Below are 16,508 nucleotides of genomic sequence, written 5' to 3'. Positions count from 1 at the left end.
TTGCTTTACAAGGGCATTTTGTACAGCATATGCAAGAATTTTCTTCCGCCCATCTCCGCCGGCTGGATATGCTGGGTTGTCCTGACCAAAGCTTATATACGGCGCCAAATTATTGGTAAATCCGCCCATAGTCTGTTCGCTACGAATAACTACATTTGCCTCTTCCTGTCGAAGATTCCTGTATTCATCAGTTAGTATATGTTGAGCACTTTTGATAGCTTCAGCCGAAGCGACTAGATGATTGATGTCAGAAAATTTTTCTGCAATTTTTTTCGCCAAATCTTCATCACCTGTACTTGTAGAAGTGTCAATTCCTCTCCGATATGTGTTAAATGATTTTCCGCCATCAGTCAGGCTATCCAAATATACTACATCAAAAACACTATCAATTTGTGTTCTATTCAGGCCTACCGCTGGAACTTGAATCAAATTTCCGTCATCCGGGTCATTACCCCAAAAAATTTCTGTATTGGCCATCATATTTTGATCATCCCATTTGGAAACAAGCAATACATATACGAATTCAGATTCTCCTTTATCAGTTCGAGCACTCTTCATCTCACTGACCAGGTGTTGGCTGTCTTCATCGTCTAAATCAATTTTTAAACGTATTTTAATCCGGATAACTTTTTGCGTGTTCAATTCAAAAAAATCGTTTTCGCTGATGTTGTTTCGAAATCGATAATCCATAACTGTTCTTATTGCGGTCAAAAAATTCGTTTTTCCAGAATCATTTAATCCAAAAACAACATTTTTATTGTTCAATGCCGTTGTTACACTTTCAAAATTTCTGTAGTTCTCAATCTCAATCTTATCAAATTTCATTTCTACCACTCCTCTTCACTAAGATAACTACCTTCTCATATTATCTAATGGCCTTGTTCAAGCACAAAACGACATTATACGAAATACTTAATGCTTTGTGCTCATTTTCACGTACATAACAATTTAGATAATCACAGCAAGATACGCGATGCCATAAATTATTGCAATTACTACAAACTAAAAAATGAAACCTGATGTCCTTACTTACACTAGTTTACTCTAATATCTAAAAAAGGAGACCGTTTAACAAGACAAGTTCTAAATAGACAAAATATTACAATTTTTAAACCTATACCAAAGCGATTTAACATAACGTCGATTATTAGTGCCTGTCATGGCGCAATTTACAGCACTTTGTGCAGTGACACCCATTCACAAATACCAAAAAAGCCCGAAACGGCGTTTCACAAACGTCATTTTCGGGCTTTTTCACAATTTAGACCAATTACTCGCAAACAGGTCAAAAATGACACTATCTATTTGGATATTTGGCGGTACAATTGCCTTGTCCTCACAAAATATTCTTAGCAATTCGCTATATCAACAACAATAAAAAGCTAGTTATCGATCCAAATTAGGGCAATAACTAGCTTTTTATTTACCAGCCACTTTAAAATTAGCTCAACTAATCTATTAGGGTCTAATTAAGTTCGCTTTAACCAGCTCACGATAGATCAGTTGTAACCCACAGAACATATCTATACTTATCAATACACTCTTACAACACAAAAAGGTTTAGTGGATAATCACTAAACCTTTTTGTGTTTCTACCAACCAACGGGCGGTTAGTTAAGTTGTTGCCACCGGTAACTTCTGGTACACATTTTAAGCACAAAACACGCCCAAAAATTGGGTGGGGTGTAAGTGCGCATTCTGACGTAATCAGGAGAGCAATTTCATCACTTTTTTAAAGTGATGTGTAAGTGCGCATTGCCCTCATTTCATTCGGTTATGATTCTTGCAAATAATTGCTTGTACATTCAACTTTTTTAAGATTTAATGCCATTATTTTGTGATCTTATGGCCATTTAATAAAATGACTAGGCATTACTGTTCTGAGTCATACGATTTTCAGAATAGACTAGTGATTCGATTGTGGATAGATACGTTAAACTCGTATTTAGATAAAATATTATGGGTTAGTAAGCCATTAATCATATTCTGCGAAAAAACACCTATAACGAATAAAACGCCATAAAAAGCTCCTTGTAAGTCTTTTATGGCGTTTTATTCGTTACATACAGTATTTTATATGGATGATGCTTAATTGCGCTTAGAAGCGCTTATATGGCCTTAAAAACAGCGGTTACAAATTAGGTATGGTCAATCTTTTGATTTTATTTTTCAGCAGGAAAAAGGCGCAGCCTATTATAAGTTTATCTTTTATATTTTAATCTTTTGTTCTTTTGCGCGGTGATATAGTCAGTATTATCAAGGGTTTAGAGAATAATAAGACTAGAAAATACTATGCATAAGACTAGAAAATACTATGCATAAGACTAGAAAATACTATGCATAAGACTAGAAAAAATGTAAAAAACTAGTCTTGTTTGCTATAATAAAAGCATGAAGAAATTATCTTTGGCCAGACATTCTTCATGCTTAATCCAAACACGCAAAGGAGCGCCTTTATATGGCTATTATACCAGAATTAAAAACAGGGCAGGTACAGACCTTGAATGAATTATCAAAAAGAAAAGTAGTGGAACATAATTCTTTAATTACCAGCATTGCGAAAATGGATAAAACCCCATTGAAAATGTTTGAATTAGCCGTTTCCCTAATAGATACGGAAAATCCCCCAGAAGATCATACAGTTTATTTATCAAAGCGAGAGATGTTTGCTTTTTTTAACGTGGATGATAGCAATAAACATTCTCGCTTTAAAGAAGCCATTGAAAAAATGCAGAAACAAGCTTTTTTTCAGATTAAGAAAGAACACGATAAAGGTTTTAAGTTTGTTAGTATTGTGCCAATCCCTTATGTGGAATGGACAGATTATAATGACGAAGTAAAAATTGAATTTCATCGTGAAATCATGCCTTACTTAATCAATCTTAAAACCAATTTTACGCAACATGCCTTGTCAGATATTGCAGAATTGAATAGTAAGTATGCAATTATTTTGTATCGCTGGTTATCAATGAATTACAACCAATATGATCACTATAGTGTTAAAGGTGGGCGAAGAGAGAAACAAGTTGAAAGTTACCGCAATCCCACCATGAGTATTCAGGATTTACGTCAAATGACTGATACAGTTGATGAATATAAACGATTTTATAATTTTGAAAAGTGGGTACTAAAGGAACCGCTCTCCGAAATCACAAATCATACAACACTTAACGTAACATACGAAAAAATCAAAAAAGGACGTAGCATCGATAGCATTGTCTTTCATATCACTAAAAAACAAGTGGCTGAGGATATCAGTTACAAACAATATGATCCAGCCTATATTGACGATAAGATACGTCAAGAAGAGACAGAAGATATGTTGACAGTTAAGGCTATAAAAAGTCCATATACAAAGTTACTGATGGAACATTTCCTATTGTCATATATTGATTTGACGGATACGGCTATTTTGTCAGGTCTACAGAAAAATGTTTATCCACTCTATGACGAATTAAAAGAGTTACGTGGTTTAAAGGGCGTGAAAGAACACTTAGCATATATCCGAGATAAACAAGATGACTATTCTAAAAAGAATATTGCTAAGTATCTTAAAAAATCGATTGAACAGTATCTACCAATCGTTAAAAGGCAGGATATAGATCATGAGTGACAATTTAAAAACAATTCGAGAACTCGCTGAAGAGTTGGGCGTCTCAAAAAAGAAAATACATTATCAAGTGTCTAAATTAGATACAGATTTGATAAAAAGATTGGACGGTACTATATATCTTGATAAGTCTGCTATATCAAAGATAAAATCAAGCATGGGATACAATTCGGCGGTTGAATTAGATGCATCTGATATCCAAAATAGACACGAATTAGATAGTTTATTAGACACTGAGAAAAATAAACTAATTGATGAAAAGTCTGATCAAATCAGTTATTTGAAAGAACAACTGAATAAAAAAGATGGTCAGTTATCGATTAAAGATGAACAGATAAAAAGTCTAGTTGAAATTCAGAATCAGACACAAAACTTACTAGACCAGCAACAACGATTGGCCTTGCAAGACAAAAAGCTGCTAGATGAGTACAAGTCAGAAATCAAAGAATTAAAATCGGTAGCTATGTCAACTCAGGGTAGTGAAGGAGACGATTTTATTCAAAAAGATAACGCAGTAGAAAATAGAGTAAAAGGGGATCAAAAGCAAAGTAAAAAATGGTGGCATTTTGGTAAATAATTTCGTCATTTAATACCCGATATAAAATACAAAAGCGTTTCGATTATTTGTTAAAAAGGCACAAGTTATCAATAAACTAGATAACTTGTGCCCTTTTCTTATAAAGAACATGATTAAACGTATATTCTTATAGAACACGTTATTTAATCAACGTTAGATTTTTTAAAAAATTACTTTCTGGTTTTTTTCTAAGATCAGAAATATTAGAAGAATGTCTCATTTTTTTTGCAAATTCGGTGATGCCATATGTCGAAATTAATTGTCTATCCCGTGCATAGGCAAAGTCAGCCATAAATTGAGAATCCGGGTGCAAGCCCTTAGCAACAAACACTGTAAAATAGTCATCTCGGTCATATTGTTTTTTTATAGCAGCCAGATGACGTGAAATTGCTGGGATTTCATTTGTTGCCTGAGATTTACTAGTTTGCAATGTTACTTCGATAGTAACCCCAGTTGTATCGTCCTTAGCAAATAAATCAGGAATATTTCCAATTGCTGTAGATTTTGGTAGGCCCTCATCATCTGCTGAGTAGTTTGCCTCAATTAATGCCTTCGGAAAACTCTTACGAGTCGCAATTGCGGATAAAAACTCAAAACGTAATGGATCACGAATTAGCTTTAACAAATCATGTTTTGAAGATTTGTTTCCGCCATTTAACACGCTTAATTCGTAAACAAGTTCGTCCCATGATAACTCATCAGCAAATTGATTAATTGCCTTCATCTTTTCGTCAATGTGATCGACAACAGGAGCAGCCTCATAAAATCGAATATTCTCGTCAAACGTAGAAACAGATGAAAAGTACTGGTCCATATCCATGGTGTCATTAAACACACCATAATTCTTAACGATATAACGTGCTTTATCTTCTTCTTCTGGGAGAATATCCAGGTAACGACCAAGGCCCCTAAGCTGTATAATACCAGTCATCCGTGATTTACGCATCCAGTCATCAACGATATCTTGTACAATTTGAGGCTTCTTGAATCTAGTTTCAGATTCTCCCTTTAGCATATGATCATTGTTCATAACAAGCTCATACACCAAATCAGAACTTATTTGTTTACCAAAACGACTACGAATGTTTAAGATATAGTCTAAAAATTCTTGCGCATCACTACCGTCCCAATTTAACAAGAGGGATATTTCGGCCCGTGAAAGGCCAGGATCATCAGGCCCAAATTTATCAGACAGTTTCAAAATAACGTCCAGCATTAATACAAAGGGCCGATTTTCAATAGTACCTGATCGAAATGGTGATTTTGGTTGTAACTTCATCATTCCGTTGAGCCAGAAATTGGCAACTAATGCATCAGCGTTCTGAACAGATTCATCGCTATATACGCGAGCCATATCATTTCCGAAAGAAGAGAACTTAATTTCTTTGTCTTTTTCAATACGAACGGCACCAAGCTCCTGCATTAGGCCAAACCATTCAACTGCACGACCACCCCAAGACTTCTTTGGAAAACCACCAACTCCATGTCCTGAAAGATGTTCTAACGCCCAATTTACAGCTGTAAGGGCATCATTATCGCTCATTTCGTCATCAGTACCTTTATATTTTGTGAGTTCAGTTACATTATTGATGGCAGTATTTGGGTTGTATTCACGTATTCGAATCAATGTTTGAGCAACCTTGCGAGCAACTGATTCATCGAATATGGTTCCATCGAAGGGTTTTAAAGCAGCTAAGAAAGCTGGGAAACGTTCAGGATTACGAACAGTTGTGGCTAACAATAGTGCTTTTTTGTTAAATCTCCGTGCTGACATTAGTAATGTAGACCTCTTTCGAATTCTTAATTGTGTTATCAAATCGTGAAATATAGTTACTGCTTATTTCGTGAACGTCATATTTAACCATCCAGTTATACAAGATGTCATTGCGACGGCCTTTGTAGTCTAAAATATTTGATAATCCCCATTGGATTCCCCTGCTAGTTAACCAATCAATAACAGAATACAAACGTAACTCTTCATCTTCCCCCCAATTTTTATTATATTCTGAAAATGTTATTAAATAAGGAGGATCAAGATATACAAAATCATTGGGTTGGTAGTCTCGTGACTTTATAAAATCTTCAAAATCTTCGTTGCATAGTTTAGGTTTGTTAGCAGCGGCAAAATCCCCATAGAATTTCAAAGCATTTGTGACATTTTTATTCCAATCTACATTCCCAACTGGTAAGTTAAACATTCCTGATGAATTAAATCTGGTCATGTGGTTAAATCCGTATACCAGTAAAAGGTACAATAGAGAAATTTCAGTTGTGTTTTTGTTGTAATCATCTCGCAACTGCATGTATGCATTCTTGTTCATCTTTGCAAAATACGTTTTCTTATACTGGGATTTATATTCTGCTAATTTTGGGTGTTCCCGCAATTCAGAGTGCGTCAATCCATATTTATCAATAAGCGAATACATATCATTCAGAAATAAATCAATATTCTGTGTGCGTTCAAGCAAATACTTATGTAATGCCATAATTTTACTATCGAAATCATTAAATTGATACTGCTGCGCGTTCGTATTCAAAGATGCAGATCCGCCACCAACAAAGACATCATAGAATGTGTTGATGTTAGTTGGGAATAAAGTTAATAGTTGCGGCATCAACTTATACTTATCACCAACATAAAACAATGGTGATCTCAATTTATCCATGATTTATTACCTCGGTAATAAATACAAACTCCTTATGATCACCTAAATCAGTATTTCCCGAATTAAATGACTTATAGTTTTTGTTAAATACTTGTGTATTACCAACTGAGTTCAATGATTTCAAAATCTGTTCGTGTGTAATCTTATTACGTGAACTAGACGAATTCGCATTCTCATACGTATTATTGTATGTAACTACTATATACCGTCCATTTATATTCTTAATCAAATCGTCAAACACCATTGGTGCTGAATTTTTGGAATAATCGGATATATTTTCGGCTTTGGGTTTCATAGCCACACCAAATAGTTGTGGCTTATCCCACTTCACGATTGCTTCTAAGACATGGTAGAAACGACTATATTGACGTGAATTGTATGGTGGATCTAGGAATACTACATCTGCGTTTATTTCACGAATTAGTTCATTAGCATCACGCCGATAAATATTGATTTTCTTACCAGTTGTTTGCTCTGGAGTAATCAGACCAAAAACGAATTTGTCAGGGATTTCATTAATCTTTCTGTATGCATCGTAGTGACCTACCGTATTGGCTACCCTATCTGCTGAATAAACTAATGAAGCTATTAATATACTTCGCTCACGATCATTCAATGAGATCGATTTTTCTATTCGTTCACGTATTTCTCCAATTTTTAATGCGTCGTTATAACTAAAAAATTTGTCCCCATAATTTGTAGAGAAGTAGTCATCATCCTCACGACGTTCGTTAATTTGATTATATTCCACAGATAATTCATCTAGCTTATCGGGATCATATGCTTCATTTCCAAAAAAAGCCTTGAAGATAATCTCATTGCTAAACAAAAAATCATTTATATAAAAAGTCTCGAAGTCCGGCAGTTCCCATTCTGTAACTGAGCCTGTTCCAGCAAAAACGTCAAAAAAAGATGTACCTTTTGTCTTTTCATGGATTAGTGAACTAATCCATGGCATCAACTTATTCTTATTTCCAATATATCGACGATTATCGATATTGAAATGCTTAGTATCTATGTTTTTTTTCAAAGTGCTCATAGCATTTCGTCCCTTCTATCATTAGGTTAAACTGTATCTTACACAGTTTACCATGTATTTTACCTACATTAGCCATAATACATAAAATGTATGAGATATAATTTTTTGGGTCTATAATTATAGGATGACTCCTAAATCTAAAAAGACAAGGCCCATTAATTTATTAACTAATAATATTGAATTTCAATTTCATAGGAAAACTGGTAAACTATTCAACAAAATAGTTGAAAAGGTGGGGAGAAAATGTTTGAACAAGCAGTTAACTACAAAAATGGACTATATGAAGAACTGTCTAAAATTGGTAAGGGGCTAAGCAGTGATCGACGATTAGAAATTCTTGATCTTTTAACTCAAGCACCCAAATCAGTTGAAACTATTGCCAACGGGGTCGGAATAAGTGTAGCTAACGCCTCACGCCATCTACAAATATTGAAGGACAGTCATCTGGTTAAAACAAAACGAAAAGGCAATCATATTATTTATAGCCTTAGTTCTCCCAAAATTAGTGATCTTGTGCACCTATTAACCGACATTGGCAACAGTGAACTTTCAGATATGAAAACAATTCAGGATAAATCAGACGCTCAAGATAACGTTAAAACCATTTCGTTAAAGCAAGCTCAAGAAGAATACAAAAATTGCTTTGTCCTTGATGTACGACCTTCTGATGAATATGCAGCAGGCCACATACAATCGGCAATTAATGTCCCATTGGAAACATTAAAAGAATCAATGCCCAAATTACCTAAAGATCAAAAAATTATTGTTTATTGCCGTGGAAGACTATGTGCTAATTCCAACATTGCCACACAGATCTTAAATAGAAATGGTTTTGACGCAGTTAGTTTAAATTCAAGTTACTATTATTGGAATAAAATAACAGAATAAACAGTTTAAGCACGATTTAGTCATTTATTGATTAAATCGTGCTTTTATATTGACTTACAAAAAGTATGTGATATTATTAAACTATTCAAGCTAACAATTGAATACTTGAAAGGCAGTGACATAACTTGTCTACTATTGATAAAACGCTAACCTTAATTAATTTTGAGAATAATTGGTGCGCCCAGTGTTATACGCAGCGACCAATAATAAATAAGATTAGCCATGACTTTAATTCATATTTAAACGTTCGGGTAGTGAATTCAGATGCTCACCCAGAACTAGCAAAAAAATACAATGTTTATTCCGCACCCAGTACTATTTTGCTGCGTGATGGAAAAATCGTTGAAAAAATTACCCGTTTTATTGATCAATCACAATTAACAACTTTAATTAAATATTACCTATAAAGGAGCGACTCTTATGGTTAAGAACTTAACTGACAAAGACTTTGTGAAAGAAACTAGTACCGGTGTTACATTAACTGATTTTTGGGCTACTTGGTGTCCTCCATGTCGAATGCAAGGACCGATTATTGAACAACTTGATAAAGAAATTGGCGATAAAGTCAAAATCACTAAAATGGACGTAGATGCAAATCAAGAAACACCAATGGAATTTGGAATTATGTCTATTCCAACCTTAATTATCAAAAAAGATGGCCAAGTAGTTGATAAGCTGGTTGGCCTCCAAAGTAAGGACCAACTTAAAACCGTTCTTGCTCAATATACTAATTAGGTTAAGAGGGGAGAAGCTAAATCGAACAACTATCAGTAATGAATAAAAAAGAATTTGATAAAAAACTGAAGAATGGAAAATATATTTTAGTTTTTATAGCTTCTTGGTGCCCTGATTGTAGCTTTATCAAGCCTCATCTACCAGAAATTGAACAAGAATTCAAAGATTACACTTTCATCAGTGTCGATCGTGATGAGAATACCGAATTGGCTCAAGAACTAAACATCTTTGGTATTCCAAGCTTCGTTATTTTTAGAGATGGGCAAGAAATCGGAAGACTTGTCAATAAAGATCGGAAGACTAAAGAAGAAGTCGAAAACTTCATTACCAACACTATTAACTAATGAAGAATTTTTTAACTATTCTTGGCGGTATGGGGACGTTAGCAACTGAAAGTTATGTCCGACTCCTTAATAAGAAAACTGAAACCCATAAAGACCAAGACCATTTAGATTATATAGTGGTTAACCATTATTGATTCACAAGAAGTCATTGTTAATCGTTCATTGGATAAGGGATTAGCGTTACGTGACGACTAATAAGTAGATTGGAGTGAAATTTAATGAGGAAATATGATGTAGTAGTGATTGGGGCCGGTCCTGGTGGAATGACCGCTGCCTTATATGCAGCACGAGCTAATTTAAATGTAGCAATGCTTGATCGCGGTATTTATGGTGGACAAATGAACAACACCGATGACATTGAAAACTACCCTGGTTTTACAACAATTAAGGGTCCTGAACTTGGTGAGAAAATGTATCAAGGAACCGTTAAGGCCGGAGTAAATTTTGTATATGGTGATGTCCAAAACGTTACCGTTGATGATCAACAAATGAAGCATATTCAAACCGATAGTGACGAGTTAGTAGCAAGCGCAGTAATTATTGCAACAGGATCTAATAATCGAAAATTAGGTGTACCAGGTGAAGAAAAGTTCTCCGGAAAAGGGGTTTCTTACTGTGCAGTATGTGATGGTTCTTTCTTTAAAGGAAAGAACGTGACTGTAGTTGGCGGTGGTGATTCAGCAATTTCTGAAGGATTGTACTTAGCTAATGTCACTGATGGAGTTAATGTCATTCATCGTCGCGATCAGTTACGGGCACAAAAGGTATTACAAAATCGTGCTTTTGATAACGATAAGACAGATTTCACTTGGAATACTAGTGTGACAGAGATTTTAGGTGATGAAAATCATGTTACTGGAGTAAAAATTCATAACAATCAGGTCGGTGATGATACAACCCTAGACACTGATGGAGTTTTCGTTTATGTCGGTAACTTTCCAAATAGCCAAATTTTCAATAATTTAAATATTACCGATCAAGCTGGTTGGATTATAACTAACGATCAAATGGAAACAACAATTCCTGGAATCTATGCAATTGGTGATGTCCGGCAAAAGCAACTGCGGCAAATTACAACTGCGGTTGGCGATGGTGGTATTGCTGGGCAAAACGCCTTTGAATATTTCGAAGCCATAAAGCATCGGCAAACGGTTAAAGATTAAAGAGAGGAAAATTACTTTATGGAAATCAAATATTGGTCAGACATTGCTTGCCCCTTTTGTTATATCGGTTCTAACCGAATGAAACGAGCAATGAAGGAAATTGGTATTTATGACACAACTGAATTAGAGTTCAAATCATTCGAGCTTAACCCTGCAACACCAAAGGAAACCGATGAAGGATACATTAATCACTTCACTCAGGGAAATAAGGCAATGGAGCCACAGGCCAAAAAGCAAATGGCTTACATCGAACAAATGGCGCATAACGATGGTCTACCAATGGATCTTGACAGTGTAGTACCTACAAATAGTATGGATGCGCACCGGATTATTAAATTCGCAGAAACTAAAAATGATCCTGATTTGACTGAACGAGTAATTAGACGCTTCTACCAAGTTTACTTTAGTGATGGTCAATCGATTTCTGACCATGATGTGCTATTAAATGCGGCAATGGAAGCTGGGCTTGCTAAAGACGAAGTAGAAAAAGTGCTTAATTCTAACCAATATCATCAAGCTGTGGTCAATGACGAGGCAGAGGCTCAACAATCCGGTATTCATGCTGCACCTTTTTTTGTAATCAATAATAAGTATGCAATTAGTGGTGCCCAACCATATGAAGTTTTTGTTAAAGCCTTAAAGCGAGTTCAAGCAGAAGAAAATTAGGAGGAATTTACGATGACCGAAGATAAGCCACAATTTAATACAATATTTGGCGATAATAATGATGCTGCTGTATGTGGGCCAGACGGTTGTACTATCTCTGAACATCAAAAGCAAACTGAGGATAAGAAGAAGAAAACAAAATAAATGGAGGGAAGCTATAAATGAAGTTTGACTACGTTGTTATTGGCAGTGGGCCATCAGTTTATCGTTTCCTATTGGGAATGCAGAATAGCGGAAAGAAAATCGCGGTTGTTGAAAAGAATCGGTTTGGCGGAATTTGCCCTAACGAAGGCTGCGAACCCAAGATTTTCTTAGAAGGAGCAGCACGAGCAACCTTAACTTCAATGCGTTTGCAAGGTAAGGGAATTACTCAACCAGCTAAGCTTGACTGGAAAGAACTTATTCAGCAAAAGAATAAGGCTATGGCGTCATTCCTAAATAATATGCAAAGTATGTATGAAGGCCTGGGTGCGACTACCATCAAGGGTGAAGCATCATTTGTTGATCAACATACCATTGAAGTTAATAATAAAAAAATCACTGCTGATAATTTTGTAATCGCAACCGGAAAAAAGCCGCATCCTCTTAACATTCCTGGCCACGAGTACCTACTTACTAGTACTAACCTTTTTGAACTCGAAGATACTCCAAAGAACGTCGCAATTATCGGAAGTGGTTACGTTGGTATGGAATTTGCTACATTGTTGTCTGCTGCCGGGGTTAAAGTAACCGTTATTGTCCGATCCGGCCAACCGCTAGAGGGATTTTACAGCCAACACGTTCATCAGTTAGTTGATGAAATGAAAAACTCACTTGGTATTAATTTTATATTTAACACAAATGTTACAGCTGTTACCGAAGCACAAACTGGCTATGAGATTCAATCAGCTAACGGCAACCTTGGCACTTTTGATAAAGTTATTAATGCCAGTGGTAGAGTTCCTGAAATTAATGCATTGAAACTTGATAATGCTGGTGTAGAGTATAGCAACCGCGGAATTAAAGTTGATAAATATTTGACCACATCAGCAAATAACATTTACGCAATGGGCGATATTGTTGATAAAACCGCACCAGCATTAACCTCTACGGCACAGTTTGAAGCAGACTACTTAAGTGCCTTACTTACTAATAAAACAACTGAACCTCTTAGGTACCCAGTAATTGGAACCGTTACGTTCACATTCCCCCAACTCGCTCAAGCTGGAATTAGTATTGATAAAGCAAAGGAAGACAGTAATTATTCAATTAAAGATATTGATATTACTCAAGGTGACTTTTTTTATGCTGGAACAGATGATCACGCACGATTATCATTAGTCTTTGACAAGCAAAATCATCTCGTGGGCGCTGCTGAAATTAGCCAAACAGCAGTAGATGATATCAATGCACTAATTCCTGTTATGGCAATTGATGTTGATCCAGAGGTTTGGAAAGAAAAGATGATAATGGCTTTCCCTGGTTTAGCATATAAAATTAGAACATTAATTTAACAACAAGAGGGGTCTATTTGTGATATATCGCCCCTGTAAAAACCTATTAAAACAGCCCCTATTATCTATCGATTAGATAATAGGGACTGTTTTTTGGCTTATAATTAAAATAACACCTGTAATGACTTGATTCCCACGATTAAAAAAAGAGGTAACTAGGTTATGGTGCAACAAGCTGTTTTCCCGATTAAATATTCTAACATGCTAACAAGTCTACATGAGACGCTTTTGGATAGTTTTCGCGCTTATCGCGTCTACATGCAGTCCAACTATAATATTTGGATTGGTTATGCAATTATTAGCACATGCTATTTGGGTCAAGAAAGCTACCCTTTTATGAACAAGGCATTTTAAATAACAAAACCTTACCCTTTGAGAATGTCGCTGAAATCAAAAAATACAATGATCAGTTTAACGCCTTAAAAAACGAACTAGCTGACGTTGAAGAAAATATCAGGGCTAAACAGGCTGTACTTAAAATCACGGATCAAGACTTAACGGAAGTTGAATTAGCCGAACAACAAATTGATGATTTTAAACGAGCCTTATCTTGGCAAGACGGTGCTTAAACCAGACCACTTAGATCGCTTTAAAAGCGTATTAGCCACGATGAATAAAGCCACTTACTTAGCTCCGAAAGTTTTTAGTACTTTTTTATTCGTTGTCCTTGATGCATAGCCCATTCTAATCTACTCTCAACTTTCTTTAACGTCATGAACGGACTTTTTTCATAACACATACCAAAAGTCATTTCAAAATTATCTCCGCATCACTTTTGTAAAAGTGACACCAATTTTGTCTTGTACATAGGTGCCGTATCCAGTAACCACAATTTTTTCTTGGCCCTTGTTATGGCCACATAATGATTATTTTCTTGAAATTCACCTCTCCAAAACGCATCATTCGTCGAGTATATGACGTGATCCGCTTCAAGCCCTTTTGCACTGTGCACCGTTAAAATTGAATATTTTTGATGTCCTTCAAGGACTGTTTCAATCTGCTTTTCGTCTGCCAGTGAACTCTCGAATGCTTGCCAATCGACTTCCAAAATATCAAGGTTACTAAGTCTCCTTACATAAACATAAAATTCTTGATTTTCCTGATCACCATTAATGGAAACGGCAGCATCTAACTTATTTTTTAACTTCTGAAAATTTTTGTGGAAAATACTAACGGGTATAAATTGTGTTAATCCAAATAAGATTTCTGAATTAAATCTTATTTTAATGAGCATCGAAAAAAAAGCAGCGAAGTCACTCTCCTCGTAAGCCAGTTTCACCCTAGTTTGAAACTTATTAAAAAAATCAGAAGAAGATTTTAAATTAGAAATTATGTCATTCTGACTACGCAATATCATTATGCTATCCTGGGGATTTTCACGCATAATTCTGGAAGCAAGCTCCTCAATCTGCAAGTTCTCATCTGTAACAGGTACAAAAGTTACATCTCTGCAATCCTTTATGGAAAATTCATTTTTTTCGAAAGAAGCAGAATCAAACAATCTAGAATATGAAACAATTCCAGCGTTTGATCGAAAATTATGGGTCAATCTGAAACTCCCAAAATCCGCTCTATCTGAAAAATCTGTTAAATATTTGCCGTTCGACCCTCTGAATGAGTAAATTTCTTGCTTGTTATCTCCGACTAACACCGCCTTTATGTGTAACTCATCAATTAAATATTTAATAAGTGCGTTCTGATCTTTATTTACATCCTGATACTCGTCAACAAAAATCCATCGGTAGGCGGATTTTATATAATCAGAAGCGCTCTGGCTGTTTGTCAGCACTATCATTGCCAGTTGAAATGTAAAGTCATTGCCGTCTTCTATATAAGGAACGATTGGGTCCACATCCCACTTGGGTTTTGAGACATAACTTAAGATTTCACCGTTATTATCTAGATGGTGTAGGCCTTCTTCAAAACTTTTAATCTTTGGTTTTGTTTTTCCAAACCCGAATTTGATATTGCCCTCAAAATTAAAACTACACATATTCGGTAAGAATGGTTGCAAAATCTCATTTAATACCCAAGCATGCATTGTTTTAGCTACTACCAGTGACTCCATTTTATTTTCATGAAGCCTGTCCTTAATTTCATCAGCAGCCTTCTCGGTAAACGTAATTGCTGCAATCTTCTTAAAAGATGCACCATCATTATTAGAAATATACAGAATCTTATCAATTATAGTATGTGTTTTCCCCGTACCGGCAGAAGCAAGGATAACAGTATTTCCATCAGCCTCAACAATTGCTTGTCTTTCAGCCAAATCTTCAATATTATCTATCATTTCCAAAAAACTCCTCAAGTCCATCTAACCCGTCCAACAATTTTTGCGATGTATCTCGAGAAAGCAATCTGGTGTATTCCAACATATGAAGTGATTTTTTCGCTTGCAACCACTTCACAAAGTCCTTTCCCTCAAGAAAACTACATTTTATGTCTTTCTCAATCTCATTTTGAGCAACATTCCACATGTCGTTCTCCAAATCATCTTTGGCCAAAAATAATTTATTTTGGGCAAGAGTTTTTGTGTCTTCGTTTTCGTAAACAGTTCTTTTTAAAAATTCCAATTCGTTACATTCCTGTTCCATCGAATTTTTGCCGGACCAATAAGTTGAATAATTTAACCCTCCTGAATACAACTCGGTCAACCGTTTTATTCCTGGAAAGGAATATTCCGTATGGCCGGATTCATTTGGTTTTACATCGTTATCTGTTCGAACCAGAACCGTAATTCCAAGCTTTGACAACAAGTCAAAAAAAATCTTTAACCCAATCCCAAAAGCAATCATCACGAACTTACCGTTCTCCTCGGGGAAAAGATCTAGACTTTTTCCAATAGCATCAATCAATAGCTTCTCAGAGGGCCCCTCTACAATCAAAACTTTGTCATAAAACAAAGCCTCTGCAATCGGTGCATTGTATCCTTGTCTTATGACACGAAACTCATTTGGCACTTTATAGAAAGTTCCCATCATCCGTTGATCAGAGATTCTAATCAGCATTGTTCTATCCATCTCAGAAACAATTTCACTGGAATGAGTCGTCATAAAGAAGTATCGATAGATATCCTCAGCAAATAACCTCCTAGACAAGCTCTTTTGAATCCCTTTGTGAAGACTATTCTCCGGCTCCTCAATTAAAAAGACAGTAATCTTAGATTTCTGATTCTGTCTTTGCTTTACAAGGGCATTTTGTACAGCATATGCAAGAATTTTCTTCCGCCCATCTCCGCCGGCTGGATATGCTGGGTTGTCCTGACCAAAGCTTATATACGGCGCCAAATTATTGGTAAATCCGCCCATAGTCTGTTCGCTACGAATA

At 35.7% G+C, this 16,508-nt stretch carries 16 protein-coding genes and 2 pseudogenes; 12 read left to right on the top strand and 6 right to left on the bottom strand.

Annotated elements, in window-relative coordinates; translation table 11 throughout:
- Positions 1 to 825 (bottom strand): AAA family ATPase (locus G7Y65_RS09220; protein WP_165314845.1); only part of this gene is annotated, 825 nt, incomplete at its 3' end.
- Between the two features lie 1,633 nt (positions 826 to 2,458).
- Here G7Y65_RS09220 and G7Y65_RS09215 point away from each other — a divergent pair.
- Both G7Y65_RS09215 and G7Y65_RS09210 read left to right on the top strand, forming a co-directional pair.
- Complete coding sequence (locus G7Y65_RS09215; protein ID WP_165314844.1) at positions 2,459 to 3,613, top strand: RepB family plasmid replication initiator protein; 1,155 nt, start codon at positions 2,459 to 2,461, stop codon at positions 3,611 to 3,613.
- Positions 3,606 to 4,187 (top strand): DNA-binding protein, encoded by a 582-nt coding sequence (locus tag G7Y65_RS09210; protein WP_165314843.1) that lies wholly within the window; start codon positions 3,606 to 3,608, stop codon positions 4,185 to 4,187. The genes G7Y65_RS09215 and G7Y65_RS09210 overlap by 8 nt, the downstream gene beginning before the upstream one ends.
- Before the next feature lie 139 nt (positions 4,188 to 4,326).
- Here G7Y65_RS09210 and G7Y65_RS09205 read toward each other — a convergent pair whose 3' ends face one another.
- From G7Y65_RS09205 to G7Y65_RS09195, 3 genes are read right to left on the bottom strand one after another with little or no spacing between them, the layout of a single operon-like run.
- Positions 4,327 to 5,961, bottom strand: coding sequence for an AlwI family type II restriction endonuclease (locus G7Y65_RS09205; protein ID WP_165314842.1), 1,635 nt, complete (start codon positions 5,959 to 5,961; stop codon positions 4,327 to 4,329).
- Positions 5,942 to 6,853 carry a DNA adenine methylase gene (locus G7Y65_RS09200; RefSeq protein ID WP_165314841.1) on the bottom strand — a complete coding sequence of 304 codons (912 nt, stop codon included), beginning with the start codon at positions 6,851 to 6,853 and terminating at the stop codon, positions 5,942 to 5,944. Before G7Y65_RS09200 ends, G7Y65_RS09205 begins: the two co-directional genes overlap by 20 nt.
- Positions 6,846 to 7,892 carry a DNA adenine methylase gene (locus G7Y65_RS09195; protein ID WP_165314840.1) on the bottom strand — a complete coding sequence of 349 codons (1,047 nt, stop codon included), beginning with the start codon at positions 7,890 to 7,892 and terminating at the stop codon, positions 6,846 to 6,848. Before G7Y65_RS09195 ends, G7Y65_RS09200 begins: the two co-directional genes overlap by 8 nt.
- 243 nt (positions 7,893 to 8,135) lie before the next feature.
- Here G7Y65_RS09195 and G7Y65_RS09190 point away from each other — a divergent pair, with 243 nt between their 5' ends.
- From G7Y65_RS09190 to G7Y65_RS09145, 10 genes and pseudogenes are all read left to right on the top strand, one after another.
- Complete coding sequence (locus G7Y65_RS09190; RefSeq protein ID WP_027822193.1) at positions 8,136 to 8,780, top strand: ArsR/SmtB family transcription factor; 645 nt, start codon at positions 8,136 to 8,138, stop codon at positions 8,778 to 8,780.
- Positions 8,781 to 8,905: 125 nt separating this feature from the next.
- Positions 8,906 to 9,187 (top strand): thioredoxin family protein, encoded by a 282-nt coding sequence (locus G7Y65_RS09185; RefSeq protein ID WP_008855846.1) that lies wholly within the window; start codon positions 8,906 to 8,908, stop codon positions 9,185 to 9,187.
- 13 nt (positions 9,188 to 9,200) lie between these two features.
- Positions 9,201 to 9,515, top strand: a complete 315-nt coding sequence (gene trxA, locus G7Y65_RS09180; RefSeq protein WP_006844824.1) for a thioredoxin — start codon at positions 9,201 to 9,203, stop codon at positions 9,513 to 9,515.
- Between the two features lie 20 nt (positions 9,516 to 9,535).
- Positions 9,536 to 9,859 carry a thioredoxin family protein gene (locus tag G7Y65_RS09175; protein ID WP_006844823.1) on the top strand — a complete coding sequence of 108 codons (324 nt, stop codon included), beginning with the start codon at positions 9,536 to 9,538 and terminating at the stop codon, positions 9,857 to 9,859.
- Positions 9,859 to 9,987, top strand: a pseudogene (locus G7Y65_RS09170) (aspartate racemase); the annotation flags it as partial. The gene G7Y65_RS09175 and the pseudogene G7Y65_RS09170, both read left to right, overlap by 1 nt.
- A gap of 90 nt (positions 9,988 to 10,077) precedes the next feature.
- Positions 10,078 to 11,022, top strand: a complete 945-nt coding sequence (trxB, locus tag G7Y65_RS09165) for a thioredoxin-disulfide reductase (protein ID WP_165314839.1) — start codon at positions 10,078 to 10,080, stop codon at positions 11,020 to 11,022.
- A gap of 18 nt (positions 11,023 to 11,040) precedes the next feature.
- Complete coding sequence (locus tag G7Y65_RS09160; protein ID WP_165314838.1) at positions 11,041 to 11,688, top strand: DsbA family oxidoreductase; 648 nt, start codon at positions 11,041 to 11,043, stop codon at positions 11,686 to 11,688.
- 12 nt (positions 11,689 to 11,700) lie between these two features.
- Positions 11,701 to 11,832: a hypothetical protein gene (locus G7Y65_RS09495; RefSeq protein WP_275066892.1), complete on the top strand. Its 132-nt coding sequence runs from the start codon at positions 11,701 to 11,703 to the stop codon at positions 11,830 to 11,832.
- A 17-nt stretch (positions 11,833 to 11,849) separates the two neighbouring features.
- Entirely contained in the window at positions 11,850 to 13,181 is a 1,332-nt protein-coding gene (locus tag G7Y65_RS09155) for a dihydrolipoyl dehydrogenase family protein (RefSeq protein WP_165314837.1), read from the top strand.
- 326 nt (positions 13,182 to 13,507) lie between these two features.
- Positions 13,508 to 13,805, top strand: a pseudogene (locus tag G7Y65_RS09145) (MobV family relaxase); the annotation flags it as partial.
- Between the two features lie 145 nt (positions 13,806 to 13,950).
- Here the strand turns inward: G7Y65_RS09145 and G7Y65_RS09140 are convergent.
- Complete coding sequence (locus tag G7Y65_RS09140) at positions 13,951 to 15,471, bottom strand: ATP-dependent helicase (RefSeq protein ID WP_165314836.1); 1,521 nt, start codon at positions 15,469 to 15,471, stop codon at positions 13,951 to 13,953.
- A partial coding sequence (locus G7Y65_RS09135) for an ATP-dependent nuclease (protein ID WP_165314835.1) occupies positions 15,461 to 16,508 on the bottom strand: 1,048 nt, incomplete at its 5' end. The genes G7Y65_RS09135 and G7Y65_RS09140, both read right to left, overlap by 11 nt.

Source organism: Weissella sagaensis (assembly GCF_010306265.1).
GTDB classification, from domain to species: domain Bacteria; phylum Bacillota; class Bacilli; order Lactobacillales; family Lactobacillaceae; genus Weissella; species Weissella sagaensis.
The sequence above is the reverse complement of the archived record's forward strand: the minus strand, read 5'-3'. Positions and strand labels throughout refer to the sequence as shown.

Coding starts and splice junctions, on each gene's coding strand:
- G7Y65_RS09215 (WP_165314844.1), top strand. CDS start 2,459: ATGGCTATTATACCAGAATTAAAAACAGGGCAGGTACAGACCTTGAAT.
- G7Y65_RS09210 (WP_165314843.1), top strand. CDS start 3,606: ATGAGTGACAATTTAAAAACAATTCGAGAACTCGCTGAAGAGTTGGGC.
- G7Y65_RS09205 (WP_165314842.1), bottom strand. CDS start 5,961: ATGTCAGCACGGAGATTTAACAAAAAAGCACTATTGTTAGCCACAACT.
- G7Y65_RS09200 (WP_165314841.1), bottom strand. CDS start 6,853: ATGGATAAATTGAGATCACCATTGTTTTATGTTGGTGATAAGTATAAG.
- G7Y65_RS09195 (WP_165314840.1), bottom strand. CDS start 7,892: ATGAGCACTTTGAAAAAAAACATAGATACTAAGCATTTCAATATCGAT.
- G7Y65_RS09190 (WP_027822193.1), top strand. CDS start 8,136: ATGTTTGAACAAGCAGTTAACTACAAAAATGGACTATATGAAGAACTG.
- trxA (WP_006844824.1), top strand. CDS start 9,201: ATGGTTAAGAACTTAACTGACAAAGACTTTGTGAAAGAAACTAGTACC.
- trxB (WP_165314839.1), top strand. CDS start 10,078: ATGAGGAAATATGATGTAGTAGTGATTGGGGCCGGTCCTGGTGGAATG.
- G7Y65_RS09160 (WP_165314838.1), top strand. CDS start 11,041: ATGGAAATCAAATATTGGTCAGACATTGCTTGCCCCTTTTGTTATATC.
- G7Y65_RS09495 (WP_275066892.1), top strand. CDS start 11,701: ATGACCGAAGATAAGCCACAATTTAATACAATATTTGGCGATAATAAT.
- G7Y65_RS09155 (WP_165314837.1), top strand. CDS start 11,850: ATGAAGTTTGACTACGTTGTTATTGGCAGTGGGCCATCAGTTTATCGT.
- G7Y65_RS09140 (WP_165314836.1), bottom strand. CDS start 15,471: ATGATAGATAATATTGAAGATTTGGCTGAAAGACAAGCAATTGTTGAG.